The organism is Thermus arciformis (genome assembly GCF_900102145.1).
Taxonomy (GTDB): Bacteria; Deinococcota; Deinococci; order Deinococcales; family Thermaceae; genus Thermus; species Thermus arciformis.
Genome location: NZ_FNBC01000007.1, coordinates 29,169 through 44,999, shown reverse-complemented (window position 1 = coordinate 44,999; position 15,831 = coordinate 29,169). Strand labels below are relative to the sequence as shown.

The window sequence follows — 15,831 nt, the reverse complement described above, 5'->3', positions numbered from 1 at the left end:
GGGGCCGGGGTTGCCAGGGGCTTCCAAAAATCTTAGACTCGGTCAAAGGGGGAGCCCCCGGCGGAAGGAGGTGCGGGATGCCCATAGACTTCAGCCTCACGGAGGAGCAAAGGCAGCTCCAGGCCCTGGCCCGGCGCTTCGCCAAGGAGGTCATCCTCCCCGTGGCCCGGGAGTACGACGAGAAGGAGGAGGTCCCCTGGCCCGTGATTGAGAAGCTCCACGAGGTGGGCCTCCTGAACGCCATCATCCCGGAGGAGTACGGGGGGATGGGGCTCAAGATGCTGGACGAGGTCATCGTGGGGGAGGAGCTGGCCTACGCCTGCATGGGCATCTACACCATTCCCATGGCGAGCGACCTGGGCATCACCCCGGTGCTCCTCGCGGGGACCCACGAGCAGAAAGAGCGCTTCCTGAGGCCCCTCACAAAGAAGCCCGCCCTCGCCGCCTTCGCCTTAAGCGAGCCCGGAAATGGCTCCGACGCCGCCGCCTTAAAGACCCGGGCCATCCGCCAGGGCGACCACTACGTCCTAAGCGGCACCAAGATGTGGATCAGTAACGGCGGGGAGGCGGAGTGGGTGGTGGTCTTCGCCACGCTGAACCCCGAGCTTCGCCACAAGGGGGTGGTGGCCCTGGTGGTGGAGCGGGGCACCCCCGGCTTCAAGGCCGTCAAGATCCACGGGAAGATGGGGCAAAGGGCCTCGGGCACCTACGAGCTCGTCTTTGAGGACGTGAAGGTGCCGGTGGAAAACCGCCTGGGGGAGGAGGGGGAGGGCTTTAAGATCGCCATGCAGACCCTGAACAAGACCCGGATCCCCGTGGCCGCAGGAAGCGTGGGGGTGGCGAGGCGGGCCCTGGACGAGGCCAGGAAGTACGCCAAGGAGCGGGAGGCCTTCGGCCAGCCCATCGCCAACTTCCAGGCCATCCAGTTCAAGCTCGCCGACATGCTCATCGGCATTGAGACCGCCCGCATGTACACCTACTACGCCGCCTGGCTCGCGGACCAGGGCCTTCCCCACGCCCACGCCAGCGCCATCGCCAAGGCCTACGCCTCGGAGATGGCCTTTGAGGCGGCCAACCAGGCCATCCAGATCCACGGCGGCTACGGCTACGTGCGGGAGTTCCCCGTGGAAAAGCTCCTCAGGGACGTGAAGCTCAACCAGATCTACGAGGGGACCAACGAGATCCAGAGGCTCATCATCGCCAGGCACGTCCTGGCGGAGTGAGGAGGTGAGGGATGAAGTTCGTGGCGGTGATCCGGCAGGTGCCCGACGGCGAGAGCAGGCTCAGGGTCCAGGGGGACCGCGTGGACCTCTCCGGGGCCACGATGATCCTGGACCAGATGGACGAGTACGCGGTGGAGGAGGCCCTCCGCCTCAAGGAGAAGCACGGCGGGGAGGCGGTGGTGGTGGGCTTCGGCCCCGAGCGCACCGAGGAGGCCATCCGCACCGCCTTGGCCATGGGGATGGACCGCGGGGTCCACGTGGTCTACGAGGGCTTTGCCGACCCCGTGGCCGTGGCCGAGGCCCTGGTGGAGGTCCTGAAGGAGGAGGCCCCCACCCTGGTCCTCACCGGGGGGCAGCAGGCGGACTGGGACAGCCAAGCCCTGGGGGGCGCCCTGGCGGAGGCCCTGGGGGTGCCGGTGGTGGCCTGGACCACCGCCCTCGAGCTGGAGGGGGACACGGCCAAGGCCAAGCACGACCTGGACGAGGGGGCGGAGTGGGTTAGGGTGCGGCTTCCCGCCGTCTTCACCACCCAGCAGGGCCTGAACGAGCCCCGCTACCCCACCCTCCCTGGGATCATGAAGGCCAAGAAGAAGGAGATTCGCAAAGTAGTGGCGGCGGTGAGCCCCAAGGTGGAGCTCCTCGCCCAGGAGATCCAGGAAAAGGCCAGGCTCGGCAAGATCCTGGACGGCAAGGACCCCGTGGCAGCGGCGGAAGAGCTCGTGCGGCTCCTCCACGAGGAGGCCAAGGTCATCTAGGAGGTGCCTATGGTGCTCGTAGTCTTGGACCACGACGGAAACCGGCTCAGGAAGGGAAGCCTCGAGGCCCTGACCCGGGCCCGCAGGCTCGCCGAGGCCTTCGGGGAGAAGGTGGCCGGGGTGCTCCTGGCCGAGGAGAAGGCCCCCGTGGAGGAGGCCCGCAAATACGTGGAGGTTCTCTACACCGCCACCCTAGGCCCCTACACCGCCGAGCGGTGGGCGGCCGGGGTGCTCAAGGCCGCCGAGGCCAGCGGGGCCAAGGCGGTGGTGGCCCCCTCCTCCAGGCAAAGCCGCACCTACCTGGGCCGGGTGGCCTACGCCCTGAAGGCGGGGCTTCTTGAGGACACCCTGGACTCCTGGGCCGAGGGCGGCCAGGTCTACGCCACCCGCTACGCCTACCTGAACCGGGTCACGGAGAAGGTGCGGGCCCCCCTTCCCGTGGTCCTCACGGTGAAGCCCAACACCACTCCCCTCGCGGAGCCCCTTGGGGGCGAGGCCGAGGTGGTGGCCCTCAGCGTGCCCGAGGTGCCCACGGTGGAGGTCCTGGAGCGCCTCCAGGAGGAGAAGAAGGGCGTCTCCCTCACCGAGGCGGACGTGGTGGTCACAGGGGGCCGGGGCATGGGAAGCGCGGAGGCCTTCAAGCGGGTGGAGGAGCTCGCCGCCCTCCTCGGGGGCGCGGTGGGGGCCACCCGGGCGGTGGTGGACGCGGGCTGGCGTCCCTACGCCGAGCAGGTGGGCCAGACGGGCAAGACCGTCCAGCCCTCCCTTTACATCGCCCTGGGGGTCTCCGGGGCGGTGCAACACCTGGCGGGGATGAACAAGAGCAAGTACATCGTGGCGGTGAACAAAGATCCCGAGGCCCCCATCTTCAAGCACGCCGACTACGGCATCGTGGGGGACGTGCACCAGGTGCTCCCCGCCCTCATTGAGGCGGTTAAAAAGCTCAAAGACTAGGCGTTTTTGCCCCGGTTGGGGTCCCCGCTTTGGCTAAAGCCAGAGCGGGGTATTCAGCTGCGGGGAGGGCCGCCCTCCTCCTCCATCCGGGCCTCCTCGAGGCCCTGGGAAGGGGCTTCCCCGGTCTTCTCCGGCTTCCTAGCCCCCTGCCGGAGGAGGCGGAAGACGAGGTAGAGAAGCGCCAAGACCACCAGAAGCCCCACCACGTAAGGCCAAGAAGGGGCCCCCTGGGGCGCGGGCACCTCGGGCAGGGAAAGCGGGGGGCTTGGGGCCTTGAAGACCTCCCCCTCCACCCGGGAAAGCCGATCGGCAAGGCCCTTCAAAGCCTCCTCATGGGCCTGAACCTGGGCCTCCAGAAGGGCCACCCGGGCCGCCAGGTCCCGGTAGGAGGCGTAGGCCTCATAGCCCGCCCAGCCCAAGAGGACCAAAAGCACGAGGGCCAAAAGGGCGTAAAGCCACCTTTTCATGGAACACCTCCTTTCCCTCTAGGCCCGGGCTTTCCTCCAGGCCCAAGGGCATTGTATCATGCCCTCACCTATGGCCGATAACGCCCGGCTCATCCTGGACGAGCTTCTTGCGGAGCTGGAAGAAAGGCGCAAAAAGGTGCTCCTAGGAGGGGGCGAGGAGCGCATAAAGAAGCAGCACCAGCAGGGCAAGCTCACCGCGAGGGAGCGCTTAGACTACCTCCTGGACCCGGGGAGTTTCGTGGAGCTCATGCCCTTCGCCGAGCACCTGGAAACCGGGCTCATGGAGGGGATAGAGGCCCCCGCGGACGGGGTGGTGACGGGCTACGGCACCATTGGGGGCCGCCCGGTCTTCGTCTTCAGCCAGGACTTCACCGTGCTGGGCGGCTCCCTGGGCAAGATGCACGGCCGCAAGATCGCGAGCCTCATGGACCTCGCGGCCAAGGTGGGGGCCCCCATCGTCGGCCTGAACGACTCCGCCGGGGCCCGGATCCAAGAAGGGGTGGACAGCCTCTCGGGCTACGGGGAGGTCTTCTACCGGAACGCCATCTACTCCGGGGTCGTCCCCCAGATCTCCGCCATCCTGGGACCTTGCGCCGGGGGCGCGGTCTACAGCCCCGCCATGACCGACTTCGTCCTCATGAGCCGGGGCACGAGCTACATGTTCATCACCGGCCCCGAGGTGATCAAGAGCGTCACCAAGGAGGAGGTGACCTTTGAGGAGCTCGGGGGGGCCGACGTCCACATGGAGAAAAGCGGGGTGGCCCACCTGGAGGGGAAGGACGACAAGGAGGTCCTGGACCTCATCAAGAAGCTCCTCTCCTACCTGCCCCAAAACAGCCGGGAAAAGCCCCCCGTCCTCACCCCCACGGACGACCCCTTCCGCCCCACCCCGGAGCTTCTGGAGATCGTCCATCCCGACGCCCGCCGCCCCTACAACATGCACCAGGTGATCCGCACCCTCCTGGACGACGGGGAGTTCCTGGAGATCCAGCCCCGCTTCGCCCGGAACATCATCGTGGGCCTGGGGCGGCTTGGGGGGTACCCCGTGGGGGTCATCGCCAACAACCCCCGCTTCATGGCCGGGGCCCTGGACATCAACGCCTCGGACAAGGCGGCCCGCTTCATCCGCACCATGGACGCCTTCAACATCCCCCTCCTCACCCTGGTGGACGTGACGGGCTTCCTGCCCGGTGTGGCCCAGGAGCACGGGGGGATCATCCGCCACGGGGCCAAGATGCTCTTCGCCTACGCCGAGGCCACGGTGCCCAAGATCACCCTCATCGCCCGCAAGGCCTACGGGGGGGCCTACCTCGCCATGAACTCCAAGGACATGGGGGCGGACGTGGTCCTGGCCTGGCCCACGGCGGCGGTGGCGGTGATGGGGGCGGAGGGGGCGGCGAACATCATCTACCGCAGGGAGATCCAGTCCTCCCCTAACCCCGAGGAGACCCGGAGGAGGAAGATTGAGGAGTACCGCCGGGCCTTTGACAACCCCTGGGTGGCGGCGGGGCGGGGCTACATTGACGATGTCATTGACCCCACCCACACCCGGCGCGTCCTCTACGGGCACCTAAGGATGCTCTGGGAGAAGCAGGAGGAGAGGCCCAGGAAGAAGCACGACAACATCCCCCTGTAGGCACCTTCCCCCGTAGGACCAAAGTCTTAGGACTTTGGTCTGTTTCCCTTTTGGATGGGCCTGGATAGCCTCTAGGCAAGGAGGTGAAGCAGACCTATCTGGCGGAACTCAGCGCCAGCGACCCCGGTGGGGTCTCCGAGCCCGTGAGCCTCACCTGCGTGCCGGCAGAGGGAACGTACATCCCCATCGGGGCCACCCAGACCGTGGTCTGCACCGCCACGGACAGCGCCACCTACCGCGCCCCCGTAAGCTCGGCGCCTCCTCCTCCCAACGTGAGCCAAGCGAGCTTCACGGTCCACGTGACCCTGGATGTCCACCCCGCGGGCTTTCTGTCCCCCTTGCGCATGGCCCCGCCCTACAGCGCCCACAAGCGGGGCTCCACCGTGCCCCACAAGCTCTACCCGCCCCGCTACGCCGACGGGACCCCGGCCACGGACCTGGCGGAAGGCCTTCGGCTGGTCCTCTACCCCTTGGGCGCCTGCGATGCCGAACCCGCTTCCGACATTAGCGGCAACGACTACCCCAGCGGCTCCACCACTTGGCGCTACGACCCCGAAAGCGGCCAGTACATCTTCAACCTCAAAACCCAAAGCGCCTGGAACCTGGGTTGCTACCGCACGGAGGTCAGCTACGCCGGGATCCTCCTGGCCAAGACCCACTTCAACCTGACCCGTTAGGGCTCCTTTAGGCTAAACTGGGGCCAGGCCATGATCCGGGTCTGGCTCCAGTTTCCCTCCCTCGCCTTGAAGGAGGCCGTGGCCGAGGCCTTAAAGGCGGAGGGCCTCGAGGCCGCCCCCCACCCCTTGGGTGCCCAGGTGGCCCTGGTCCTGGTGGAACGGGAGGTGCCCCCTCCCCCACCCCTCCCCTCCCTGGCCCTCCTTCGGGAAAACGACCAAGCCCCCCAGACCCTCAAGCGGGGGTACCGGGGCTACCTCTACCCGGACCAAGGCCTCGAGGTGCTGGTGAAGGCGCTGAAGGCCGTGGCCCAGGGGGAGGTCTGGGCCGAGCGCCGCAAGGTGGCCGAGGCCCTGGAGGAACCTCCTCCTCATCTCACCCTCCGGGAGAAGGAGGTGGCCGCCTTGGCCGCCTTGGGCCTCAGCAACAAGGAGATCGCCAAGGAGCTCGGCATCTCCGAGAAAACCGTCAAGGCCCACCTCACCCTCGTCTTCCAAAAGCTCGGAATAAAGCGCCGCTCGGAGCTCACCCACGTGCGCTTCCTTTCCTAGGGTTTGGGGCTTACGCCCTTGGACCTAGGCCTTTCTTTTCATAAGGCCTAAGTCCAAAGTCGCTTGAGCCCACGCGGGCCCGGGGCCCACCCTTAAGGGGAAACCTGGTGCCCAAGGACTCCGGGACCTACACCTTAAGCGAGGTGCCCCCGCCTCCCGGGTGGTGGCCCGCAGGCAGGTGGCTCCCCACCACCCCCACCTCTGGCGAGGCGACCGTGGGCTCCTCCGATGTCCACGGCCCGGACTTCGGCAACGTCTGCCTGGGCCCGGGTGGGGGGAGGACCCTGGGCTTCTGGAGCAACAAGAACGGCCAGAACACCATGAACGGCCTAGGGATGGACGCGATCCTGGCCGAGCTCAGGGCCCTCAACCTGGTGGACACCTCCGGGAACCCCTTTGACCCCACGGGCTACAGCGGGTTCCGCTCCTGGCTCCTCGGGGCGAACGCCACCAACATGGCCTACATGCTCTCCGCCCAGATGGCGGCCATGTACCTGAACGTGCGGGCGGGCTTCGTGAGCGGGAGCGCCCTCATCTACGCCCCGGGGACGCAAAGCGCGAACCCCGCGGGCTTCGCCACGGTGAGCGCCCTCCTGGAAGAGGCCAACGCCGAGCTTGGCCTCCACCCCACCGCCTACAGCGGCGACCCCTGGCGGAGCTACCAGGAGGCCCTCAAGGACGCCTTTGACTGGGCCAACAACAACCGGACCTTCGTCCAGCCCGGCCCCGAGGCCTGCCCCTTTGACTCCCCCTACTGAGGCCACCGGGCCTAACCCCCCGCCCTTGGGGCGGGGGGTTTGCTACCCTTTTAGGCGTGGACCTCGAGGCCTTCCGCACGGAGCTTGCCGCCTGCCGCCTCTGCCCCAGGCTCGTAGCCTGGCGGGAGGAGGTGGTGGGGAGGAAGCGGGCCTTCCGGGGCGAGCCCTACTGGGCCAAACCGGTTCCGGGCTTCGGCGATCCCCAGGCCAAGATCCTCCTCTTCGGCCTCGCCCCCGGGGCCCACGGGTCCAACCGCACGGGCCGCCCCTTCACCGGGGACGCCTCCGGGGCCTTCCTCTACCCCTTGCTCCACGAGGCGGGCCTCGCCAGCAAGCCGGAAAGCCTTCCCGGGGACGACCTCAGGCTCCACGGGGTCTACCTCACCGCGGCGGTGCGCTGCGCCCCGCCTGAGAACAAGCCCACCCCCGAGGAGCTCCGCGCCTGCGCCCGCTGGACGGCGCTGGAGCTCGGCCTCCTCCCCGAGGTGCGGGTCTACCTGGCCCTGGGGAGGGTGGCCCTCGAGGCCCTCCTCGCCCACTTCGGCCTGAGGAAGAGCGCCTACCCCTTCCGCCACGGGGCCCACTACCCTCTCCCCGGGGGAAGGCACCTCCTCGCAAGCTACCACGTCTCCCGGCAGAACACCCAGACGGGAAGGCTCACCCGGGAGATGTTCCTGGAGGTCCTCAAAGAGGCTAAGCGCCTCGCCGGGCTTTGAGCCAGGAGAGGAGATCCTTTAGGTCCAAAACGTTGAGCACCCGCTCGGGGCCGATCCAGGCCCTTTGCGCCGTGCCCACAGCGAGCTCCATGAAGCGGAGGTGGTCGGTCTGGTGGGCGTCGGTGGAGAGGCTTACCCAAAGCCCCATGCCGTAGGCCATCCGGGCGAGGTCGTCGGGGAGGTCCATGCGGTCGTAGTAGCCGTCAATCTCCACCGCCACGCCCTTTTCCTTGGCCTTCCGGAAGACCGCCTCCCAGTCGGCCTCAATGGGGGCGCGGCGGCCCAAAAGCCTCGCCGTGGGGTGGGCGAGGACGTGGACGAAGGGGTTCTCCAGGGCCTTGAGGAGGCGCCTGGTCTGGTCGGCCTTGGGGAGGTTGAAGCGGGAGTGGACGGAGACCAAAACCAGGTCCAGCTCCCTTAAGACCCAGTCCGGGTAGTCCAGGGTGCCGTCGGGGTGGATGTCCACCTCGGCCCCGGCGAGGAGGTAGGGGGGGCCGTGGGTCTCGTTGAAGCGGCGGATCTCCTCCACGCGCTTCAAGGCCTCCTCGGGGGAAGGCCCCCCCGCCACCCGCACCGCCGGGGAGTGGTCGGTGACCCCCAGGTACCGGTAGCCCAGGGCCCTCGCCGCCTCCCAGAGCTCCTCCAAGGTGTTCTGGCCGTCGGAGTAGGTGGAGTGGACCTGAAGATCCCCTTTGATCTGGGAAAGCTCAAGGAGCCTAGGAAGCCTTCCCGAAAGGGCCGCCTCTATCTCCCCCTGGTCCTCCCGGAGGGGGGGCGGGATCCAGGGAAGGCCCAAGGCGGCGTAGACCCCCTCCTCCGTCTCCCCGGCGATCCTTTGCTCCCCCCGGAAGACCCCGTACTCGGAAAGCTTCAGGCCCTTCTCCTGGGCCAAGGCCCTGAGCCTTATGGAGTGCTCCTTGCTCCCCGTGAGGTACTGGAGGCCCGCCCCGTAGCTTTCCAAGGGGACCACCCTCAGGTCCACCTGGAGGCCGTTTTTCAAAAAGACCGTGGCCCTTTCCTTTCCCTTGGCGTAGACCTCCTTCACCTGGGGAAGGCGCACGAAGCCCTCCACCACCCGCTCGCCCTCTCTGCTCGCCACCAAAAAGTCCAGGTCCCCCACGGTGTCCTTATAGCGCCTCGCCGAGCCGCAAAGCTCCGCCCGCTCCACCCCGGGAAGGCCCCTTATGGCCTCGAGGAGGCTTCGCGCCAGGGAGAGCACCGCCCCCAAGGGCCTCCGCTTCCCCGCCGCCTGGGCCAGGGCCAGGCCTTCCCGGATCCTTTCCACCTTCTTGGGGCCGAAGCCCTTGAGCTTCAGGAGGTCCCCCCGCTCCAGGGCCTCCTTGAGCTTTTCCAGGGAGTCTATGCCGAGCTCCTGGAAGAGCTGCCGGGCCGTCTTGGGCCCCACCCCGGGGACCTCCATCACCTCGAGGACCCCCCGCGGGACCTTCCGGGAAAGCTCCTCGTGCTTCCCCACCTTCCCCGTGCGGAGGAACTCCAGGATCTTGTCCGCGAGGTCCGGCCCCACCCCGGGAAGCCCCATGAGGGCCTCCTTGCCCCTCTTGGCGATCTCCTCTATGGGGGTGTCCAGGTCGTAGAGGGTGCGGGCCGCCTGGTAGTAGGCCCGGACCCGGAAGGGGTTGTCCCCCAGAAACTCGCTCATGAGCCCGATCTCCTCAAAGATCCGGGCGAGCTCCTGGTTCCGCATACCCCCACTATACGGGTAGACTGGACGAAGCCCCATGCCGAGGCCGGACCGGTTTCGTAAAAAGGTTCTGGAGCTCCTCAAAGAGGCGGGAAGGCCCCTCCACTACGCGGAGATCGGCCGCCTCCTCAAGGAGGACGGGCTCTGGAAGGACGTGAAGGAACCGGAGAAGATCGCCAAGATCCGCCTTTCCGCCCTGGCCCGCTGGCACCGAAGCCCGGTGGTGGCCCTGGGGAAAGGCCTTTACGCCCTCAGGGAAGAAGGCGGTACGAGCCCAGAACCTTGAGGTAGTTGGCCCGCTCAAAGGCGGCGGGCTCCGCCACCCGCCCATAGCTCATGGCCCCCCGCATCTCGGCCACGCTCCCGTAGCCCTTCTCCTCCATGATGGCCTCAAGCTCGGCGAGCACCGTCTGGAAGTGGCGGGGGCCCTTCTCCAGGATGGCGGAGGTCATCATGGCCACCTGGGCCCCTGCCAGAAGGGCCTTGGCCGCCTCCTTGCCCGAGTGGACCCCGCCCGTGAGGGCAAGCTCCAGGTTCACCCGGCCGTAGAGGAGGGCCACCCAGTGGAGGCGCAAAAGGACCTCGTAGGGGCGGGACAGGGTCAGGGTGGGCACCACGGAGAGGGTCTCCAGGTCAAAGTCCGGCTGGTAGAAGCGGTTGAAGAGGACGAGGGCCTTGGCCCCTGTGGCCTCCACCCCCTTGGCGAAGTGGGCGAAGGCGGTGAAGGCGTGGCCCACCTTCACGGCCACCGGGATCGCCACGCTTTCCACCACGGCCCGGATGGTGTCCAGGTACATGGCCTCCACCTCGGCCCCGGACAAGGCGGGGTCCGTGGGGATGTAGTAGAGGTTGAGCTCCAAGGCGTCGGCCCCCGCCTCCTGGAAGAGCCTGGCGTACTCCACCCACCCTCCCCGGCTCACCCCGTTGAGGCTTGCGATGATGGGGACGGAAACCCGCTCCTTGGCCCGGGCCAGGAGGTCCAGGTGGCGCTCGGGGGTGAGGCGGTACTCGTGGGCCCGGGGGAAGTAGGAGAGGGCCTCGGCGTAGCTCTCGTGGCCGTAGTGGAGGTAGTGGTCCAGCATCTCCTCCTCGAGGGTCACCTGCTCCTCAAAGAGGGAGTGCATGACGATGGCCGCCGCCCCCCCGTCCTCCAGGCGGAGGAAGCCTTCCAGCTTCTCCGTGTAGGGGGAGGCGGAAGCCACCAGGGGATGGGCCAGCTCTAAGCCGAGATAGGTGGTCCTCAAGTCCATCTCACACCTCCAGGGCCTCCTTGGCCGCAAGGCGCTCCAGCCTCGCCCACCGCTCCCGAACCGCCTCCTCGGCGAGCCTCAGGAAGGCCTCGGCCCCCTCGGGGTGGGTCTGCAGGAGGAGGCGGTAGCGGTTTTCCGCGTAGAGGTAGTCCCGCAAGGGGAGGGTCGGGGGCTTGGAGTCCAGCTTCAGGCCCTCCCCCGGCAGGTAGCGGAAGAGGGGCCAGTACCCCGAGCGCTCCGCCAGCTTCTGGTGCTCCATGCCCTTGGCCATGTCAATGCCGTGGGCGATGCAGTGGCTGTAGGCGATGAGGAGGGCGGGGCCCCGGTGGGCCTCGGCCTCGAGGAAGGCCCGCACCGTGTGGGCGTCGTTGGCCCCCATGGCGATCTGGGCCACGTAGACGTGGCCGTAGCTCATGGCCATGAAGGCCAGGTCCTTCTTGGGGGTGGGCTTGCCCGCCATGGCGAACTTGGCCACCGCCCCCAGGCCCGTGGCCTTGGAGGCCTGGCCACCGGTGTTGGAGTAGACCTCCGTGTCCAGGACCAGGACCTTCACGTTGGCCCCGCTGGCCAACACGTGGTCCAGGCCCCCGTAGCCGATGTCGTACGCCCAGCCGTCCCCGCCCACGATCCAGACGGAGTGGGGGATGAGGGCCTCGGCCACGGCCAGGAGGTCTTTGGCCCGGGGGTCGTCCAGGTGGGCGAGCCTCTCCCGAAGGAGGGCCACGTCCTTGCGCCGCGCCTCCACCTCCTCAAAGCCCACCTCCCGAAGGAGCCTTTGCAAAAGCTCCTCCCCCAAAACCTCCCGGAACTCCGGGAGAAGCCTCCTGGCGTACTCGGCCTTCTTGTCCAGGGCCAGGCGCATGCCCAGGCCGAACTCCGCGTTGTCCTCAAACAGGGAGTTGGCCCAGGCCGGGCCCCGCCCCTCCTTGTTCTTGCTCCAGGGGGTGGTGGGGAGGTTCCCCCCGTAGATGGAGCTGCACCCGGTGGCGTTGGCGATGATCAGCCGGTCCCCGAAGAGCTGGGAGAGGAGCCTCAGGTAGGGGGTCTCCCCGCAGCCCGCGCAGGCCCCGGGGAACTCAAAGAGGGGCTCCAAAAGCTGCACGTCCTTCACCGTGTGGAGCTTGAGGCCGGCCCTGGGGGTCTCGGGGAGGGAGAGGAAGAAGTCCCAGTGCCGGTTCATCTCCTCCCGCACCTCCAGCCTGGGGGCCAGGTTCAGGGCCTTGCGGCTGGGGTTGGTCTTGTCCTTGGCCGGGCAGGCCTCCACGCAGAGGGAGCACCCCGTGCAGTCGTCGGGGCTGATGGCGAGGACGAACTCCCCGGAAAGCTCCTTCCACATGGCCTTGCGGTGGGGGAAGCCCTCCGGGGCCCCCGCCAAGGCCTCCTCCGGCACCACCTTGGCCCGGATGACCGCGTGGGGGCAGACCAAAACGCACTTCCCGCACTGCACGCAGACGTTGGGGTCCCAGGTGGGCACGAACTCGGCGATGCCCCGCTTCTCGTAGCGGGCCGTGCCCGTGGGGTAGGTGCCGTCCGGGGGGAAGAGGGAGACGGGAAGGGCGTCCCCGAGGCCCAAGGCGATGGGCCCGAGGACCTCCCGCACGAAGGGCGGGGCCTCCCCCACCATGGGGGGGATGAGCTCCTGGGTGGAGGTCACCTGGCCTGGGATGGGGAGGGGTTCCACCGCGGAAAAGCCCAGGTCCACCGCCTGGAAGTTGCGCTCCAAAACGGCCCTGCCCCGCTTGCCGTAGCTCTTCTCAATGCCCTTCTTGATGCGGGCCTTGGCCTCCTCCTCGGGGAGGACCCCGGAGAGCTTGAAGAAGGCGGCCTGCATGATGGTGTTGATGCGCCCGGGGAGGCCCACCTTCCGGGCGAGCTCGTAGGCGTTCACCACGTAGACCTTCAGGTTCTTCCTGAGGATCTCCTCCTGCACCGGCCTAGGCAACCGGTCCCAGACCTCCTCCTTGGGGTAGGGGCTGTTGAGGAGGACCGTGGCCCCCTCCTCGGCCACCCCCAGCATGGGGAGCCTTTGCAAAAAACCCCACTGGTGGACCCCCACGAAGCTCGCCCGCTGGACCAGGTAGGGCTTGTTCAGGGGGTTGGGGCCGAAGCGCAGGTGGCTCACCGTGCGGGAGCCCGACTTCTTGGAGTCGTAGACGAAGTACCCCTGGGCGAAGAGGGGGGTCTCCTCCCCGATGATCTTGATGGTGTTCTTGTTAGCGGAGACGGTGCCGTCGGAGCCCAAGGCGAAGAAGACCGCCCGCACGGAGGCCGGGTCCTCAAAGTCCACCTCGGGGTAGGGGAGGCTTGACCCTGTGACGTCGTCCACGATGCCCACGGTGAAGCCGTGGCGGGGGCGGTCCTTCTCCAGCTCCGCGAAGACCCCCAGGGCCATGGCCGGGGTGAACTCCTTGGAGGAAAGCCCGTAGCGCCCGCCCACCAGGAGGGGCACCCCTTGGCCCCGGAGGGCGAAGGCGGCCGCCACCTCCTGGAAGAGGGGCTCCCCCACGGCCCCCGGCTCCTTGCCCCGGTCCAGGACCGCCACCTTGCGGGCGGTGGCCGGGACGGCCGCCAGGAAACCCTCCGGGTGGAAGGGGCGAAAGAGGCGCACCCGCACCATCCCCACCTTCTCCCCCCGCTCCAGGAGGTGGGCCACCGCCTCCTCCACCGCCAAGGAGGCGGAGCCCATGACCACCACCACCCGCTCCGCCTCCGGGTGGCCCACGTACTCGTAGGGGCGGTAGCGCCGGCCCGTGACCTCGGCGAAGCGGTCCATGGCCTCCTGGACCACCCGGGGGAGGCGCAGGTAGTAGGGGTTGATGGCCTCGCGGTTTTGGAAGTAGTGGTCGGGGTTTTGCGCCGTGCCCCGGATCACGGGGGCCTCGGGGGTGAGGGCCCGCTTGCGGAAGGCCTCGAGGGCCTCGTAGGGGAAAAGGGCCTTGAGCTCCCGGTCGGAGAGGGGCTGGATCTTCTGCACCTCGTGGGAGGTGCGGAAGCCGTCCATGGCGTGGAGGAAAGGAAGGCTGGCCTTTAGGGCCGCCACGTGGGCGACGGCCGCCAGGTCCTGGGCCGCCTGCACGGAGTCGGAGACCAGGATGGCCCACCCCGTGGGGCGCACGGCGTAGAGGTCCTGGTGGTCCCCGAAGATGGAGAGGGCGTGGGTGGCCAGAGCCCGGGCGGCCACGTGGATCACCCCGGGGAGGGCCTGCCCGGCGATCTTGTACATGTCGGGGATCATGAGGAGGAGGCCTTGGCTGGCGGTGAAGGTGGTGGCGAGAACCCCTTCCTGCAAAGCCCCGTGCAAGGCCCCAGCCGCCCCCCCTTCGGACTGCATCTCCACCACCTTGGGCACCAGGCCGAAGAGGTTGGGTTCCCCCTTGGCCGCCCACTCGTCGGAAAGCTCGGCCATGGGGCTGCTGGGGGTGATGGGGTAGATGGCGATGACCTCGCTCAGGCGGTAGGCCACCCGGGCCACCGCCTCGTTGCCGTCCACGGTGATGGGGCGCATAGGCTTCACCTCTACCCTACCCTATCCCCTCCCCCAGGTGAGGAATGTCCCAGGGGTAGAATGGGAGCATGCTCCGCTACCTCCTGGCCCTCGCCCTGGCCGCCTTGGGGGTGGCCCTCGAGGCCTACCGCCCCTTCCTCCTTCTCCTCGCGGGCCTCGTCCTCCTCCTCGCCCGGCCCCGAAGCTGCCCCAGGCCTTGACGGAAGGCCCTTCCGGGCGAAGACTTGGGGCGTGGACGCCTTCAAGCGCAACCTGGAAAAGCTGGCGGAACTCGCCATCCGCGTGGGGCTCAACCTGGAGAAGGGGCAAGAGGTCATCGCCACCGCCCCCGTTGAGGCCGTGGACTTCGTGCGCCTTCTCGCGGAGAAGGCCTACCGGGAGGGGGCGAGCCTCTTCACCGTGATCTACGGGGACCAGGAGCTTGCCCGCAAGCGCCTCGCCCTGGCGCCGGAGGAGGGGTTGGACAAGGCCCCGGCCTGGCTCTACGAGGGGATGGCCAAGGCCTTCAGGGAAGGGGCGGCGAGGCTTGCCGTCTCGGGGAGCGACCCCAAGGCCCTAGAAGGGCTTCCCCCGGAGAGGGTGGGCCGGGCGCAAAAGGCCAACGCCCGCGCCTACAAGCCCGCCCTCGAGGCCATCACGGAGTTCGTCAGCAACTGGACCATCGTCCCCTTCGCCCACCCCGGCTGGGCGAGGGCGGTCTTCCCGGACCTCCCTGAGGAGGAGGCGGTGAGGAGGCTCTGGGAGGCCATCTTCCAGGCCACCCGGGCCGACCAGGAAGACCCCATTGCCGCCTGGGAGGCCCACGACCGCGCCCTCCACGAGAAGGTGGCCTACCTGAACGCCCGCCGCTTCCACGCCCTCCACTTCCGGGGGCCGGGGACGGACCTCGTGGTGGGCCTCGCCGAAGGGCACCTCTGGCAGGGCGGGGCCACCCCCACCAAGGGGGGCCGGCTCTGCAACCCCAACCTGCCCACGGAGGAGGTCTTCACCGCCCCCCACCGGGAGCGGGTGGAGGGGGTGGTGCGCGCAAGCCGCCCCCTGGCCCTGGGGGGCACCCTGGTGGAGGGGATCTTCGCCCGGTTTGAGAGGGGCTTCGCCGTGGAGGTGCGGGCCGAGAAGGGCGAGGAGGTGTTGAAGCGGCTTCTGGACACGGACGAGGGGGCGAGGCGCCTCGGGGAGGTGGCCCTGGTCCCCGCGGACAACCCCATCGCCAAGACAGGCCTCGTCTTCTTTGACACCCTCTTTGACGAAAACGCCGCAAGCCACATCGCCTTCGGCCAGGCCTACGCGGAAAACCTGGAGGGCCGCCCCTCGGGGGAAGAGTTCCGGAGGCGGGGTGGGAACGAGAGCCTCATCCACGTGGACTGGATGGTGGGCTCCGAGGAGATGGACGTGGACGGGCTTTACGAGGACGGCACCCGCACTCCCCTCATGCGCCGGGGAAGGTGGGTGGTGTAAAGGGCTTTACTCCCCCCTTCCTCCCTCCCGCCTAACTTTAGAGGCGGAGGTGAGGCAACGAAGCGGGCAGGGACGTAAACGCCCGGGCGAGCCTGGGGCATCGTGGTTGCACGTTGATTTCGCAACACGAGTTGCCCGAAATAAGGCTCGGGGAGGTTCTTTTGGGGCCCCCACCGCGGCT

15 protein-coding genes are annotated in these 15,831 nt (G+C 68.2%); 11 read left to right on the top strand and 4 right to left on the bottom strand.

From position 1 onward, the window contains the following. The first annotated feature begins 77 nt into the window (after nt 1–77). From BLP62_RS04130 to BLP62_RS04120, 3 genes are read left to right on the top strand one after another with little or no spacing between them, the layout of a single operon-like run. On the top strand, nt 78–1,223 hold the full coding sequence (locus tag BLP62_RS04130; RefSeq protein ID WP_093006140.1) for an acyl-CoA dehydrogenase family protein: 1,146 nt from the start codon (nt 78–80) through the stop codon (nt 1,221–1,223). A gap of 11 nt (nt 1,224–1,234) precedes the next feature. After that, the gene (locus BLP62_RS04125; RefSeq protein WP_093006138.1) at nt 1,235–1,978 is read left to right on the top strand and encodes an electron transfer flavoprotein subunit beta/FixA family protein; all 744 of its coding nucleotides are present in this window, start codon (nt 1,235–1,237) and stop codon (nt 1,976–1,978) included. Nucleotides 1,979–1,987: 9 nt separating this feature from the next. Then, on the top strand, nt 1,988–2,932 hold the full coding sequence (locus BLP62_RS04120) for an electron transfer flavoprotein subunit alpha/FixB family protein (RefSeq protein WP_176758135.1): 945 nt from the start codon (nt 1,988–1,990) through the stop codon (nt 2,930–2,932). 53 nt (nt 2,933–2,985) lie between these two features. On the opposite strand, the gene BLP62_RS04115 is transcribed toward BLP62_RS04120, so the two are convergent. Further along, nucleotides 2,986–3,399, bottom strand: coding sequence for a hypothetical protein (locus tag BLP62_RS04115; RefSeq protein ID WP_093006134.1), 414 nt, complete (start codon nt 3,397–3,399; stop codon nt 2,986–2,988). Between the two features lie 70 nt (nt 3,400–3,469). On the opposite strand from BLP62_RS04115, the gene BLP62_RS04110 reads away from it, so the two are divergent. The 5 genes from BLP62_RS04110 (at nt 3,470) to BLP62_RS04090 (ending at nt 7,735) form a co-directional block, all read left to right on the top strand. Further along, nucleotides 3,470–5,035, top strand: coding sequence for an acyl-CoA carboxylase subunit beta (locus BLP62_RS04110; protein WP_176758134.1), 1,566 nt, complete (start codon nt 3,470–3,472; stop codon nt 5,033–5,035). A gap of 83 nt (nt 5,036–5,118) precedes the next feature. After that, nucleotides 5,119–5,712, top strand: a complete 594-nt coding sequence (locus BLP62_RS13700; RefSeq protein WP_093006130.1) for a PxKF domain-containing protein — start codon at nt 5,119–5,121, stop codon at nt 5,710–5,712. 30 nt (nt 5,713–5,742) lie between these two features. Next, nucleotides 5,743–6,261, top strand: a complete 519-nt coding sequence (locus BLP62_RS04100) for a helix-turn-helix transcriptional regulator (protein ID WP_093006128.1) — start codon at nt 5,743–5,745, stop codon at nt 6,259–6,261. 107 nt (nt 6,262–6,368) lie between these two features. Further along, nucleotides 6,369–7,019 carry a hypothetical protein gene (locus BLP62_RS04095; protein ID WP_176758133.1) on the top strand — a complete coding sequence of 217 codons (651 nt, stop codon included), beginning with the start codon at nt 6,369–6,371 and terminating at the stop codon, nt 7,017–7,019. 56 nt (nt 7,020–7,075) lie between these two features. After that, on the top strand, nt 7,076–7,735 hold the full coding sequence (locus tag BLP62_RS04090; RefSeq protein WP_093006126.1) for a type-5 uracil-DNA glycosylase: 660 nt from the start codon (nt 7,076–7,078) through the stop codon (nt 7,733–7,735). On the opposite strand, the gene polX is transcribed toward BLP62_RS04090, so the two are convergent. Further along, nucleotides 7,713–9,440, bottom strand: a complete 1,728-nt coding sequence (gene polX, locus BLP62_RS04085) for a DNA polymerase/3'-5' exonuclease PolX (protein ID WP_093006124.1) — start codon at nt 9,438–9,440, stop codon at nt 7,713–7,715. The two genes, BLP62_RS04090 and polX, sit on opposite strands and share 23 nt — an antisense overlap. A 34-nt stretch (nt 9,441–9,474) precedes the next feature. On the opposite strand from polX, the gene BLP62_RS04080 reads away from it, so the two are divergent. Next, nucleotides 9,475–9,723 carry an HTH domain-containing protein gene (locus BLP62_RS04080; RefSeq protein ID WP_093006122.1) on the top strand — a complete coding sequence of 83 codons (249 nt, stop codon included), beginning with the start codon at nt 9,475–9,477 and terminating at the stop codon, nt 9,721–9,723. Here BLP62_RS04080 and BLP62_RS04075 read toward each other — a convergent pair. Both BLP62_RS04075 and nifJ read right to left on the bottom strand, forming a co-directional pair. After that, nucleotides 9,689–10,687: a dihydroorotate dehydrogenase-like protein gene (locus BLP62_RS04075; protein ID WP_093006120.1), complete on the bottom strand. Its 999-nt coding sequence runs from the start codon at nt 10,685–10,687 to the stop codon at nt 9,689–9,691. The genes BLP62_RS04080 and BLP62_RS04075 overlap by 35 nt on opposite strands. 1 nt (nt 10,688) lies before the next feature. Beyond that, nucleotides 10,689–14,192, bottom strand: a complete 3,504-nt coding sequence (gene nifJ / locus BLP62_RS04070; protein ID WP_093006118.1) for a pyruvate:ferredoxin (flavodoxin) oxidoreductase — start codon at nt 14,190–14,192, stop codon at nt 10,689–10,691. A gap of 68 nt (nt 14,193–14,260) precedes the next feature. On the opposite strand from nifJ, the gene BLP62_RS14315 reads away from it, so the two are divergent. Together BLP62_RS14315 and BLP62_RS04065 are read left to right on the top strand one after the other, a co-directional pair. Beyond that, a complete protein-coding gene (locus BLP62_RS14315) occupies nt 14,261–14,392 on the top strand; it encodes a hypothetical protein (RefSeq protein WP_267874007.1) in 132 nt (43 codons plus the stop codon). 31 nt (nt 14,393–14,423) lie between these two features. Further along, nucleotides 14,424–15,650, top strand: a complete 1,227-nt coding sequence (locus BLP62_RS04065) for an aminopeptidase (protein ID WP_093006116.1) — start codon at nt 14,424–14,426, stop codon at nt 15,648–15,650. The last annotated feature ends 181 nt before the right edge of the window (nt 15,651–15,831 follow it).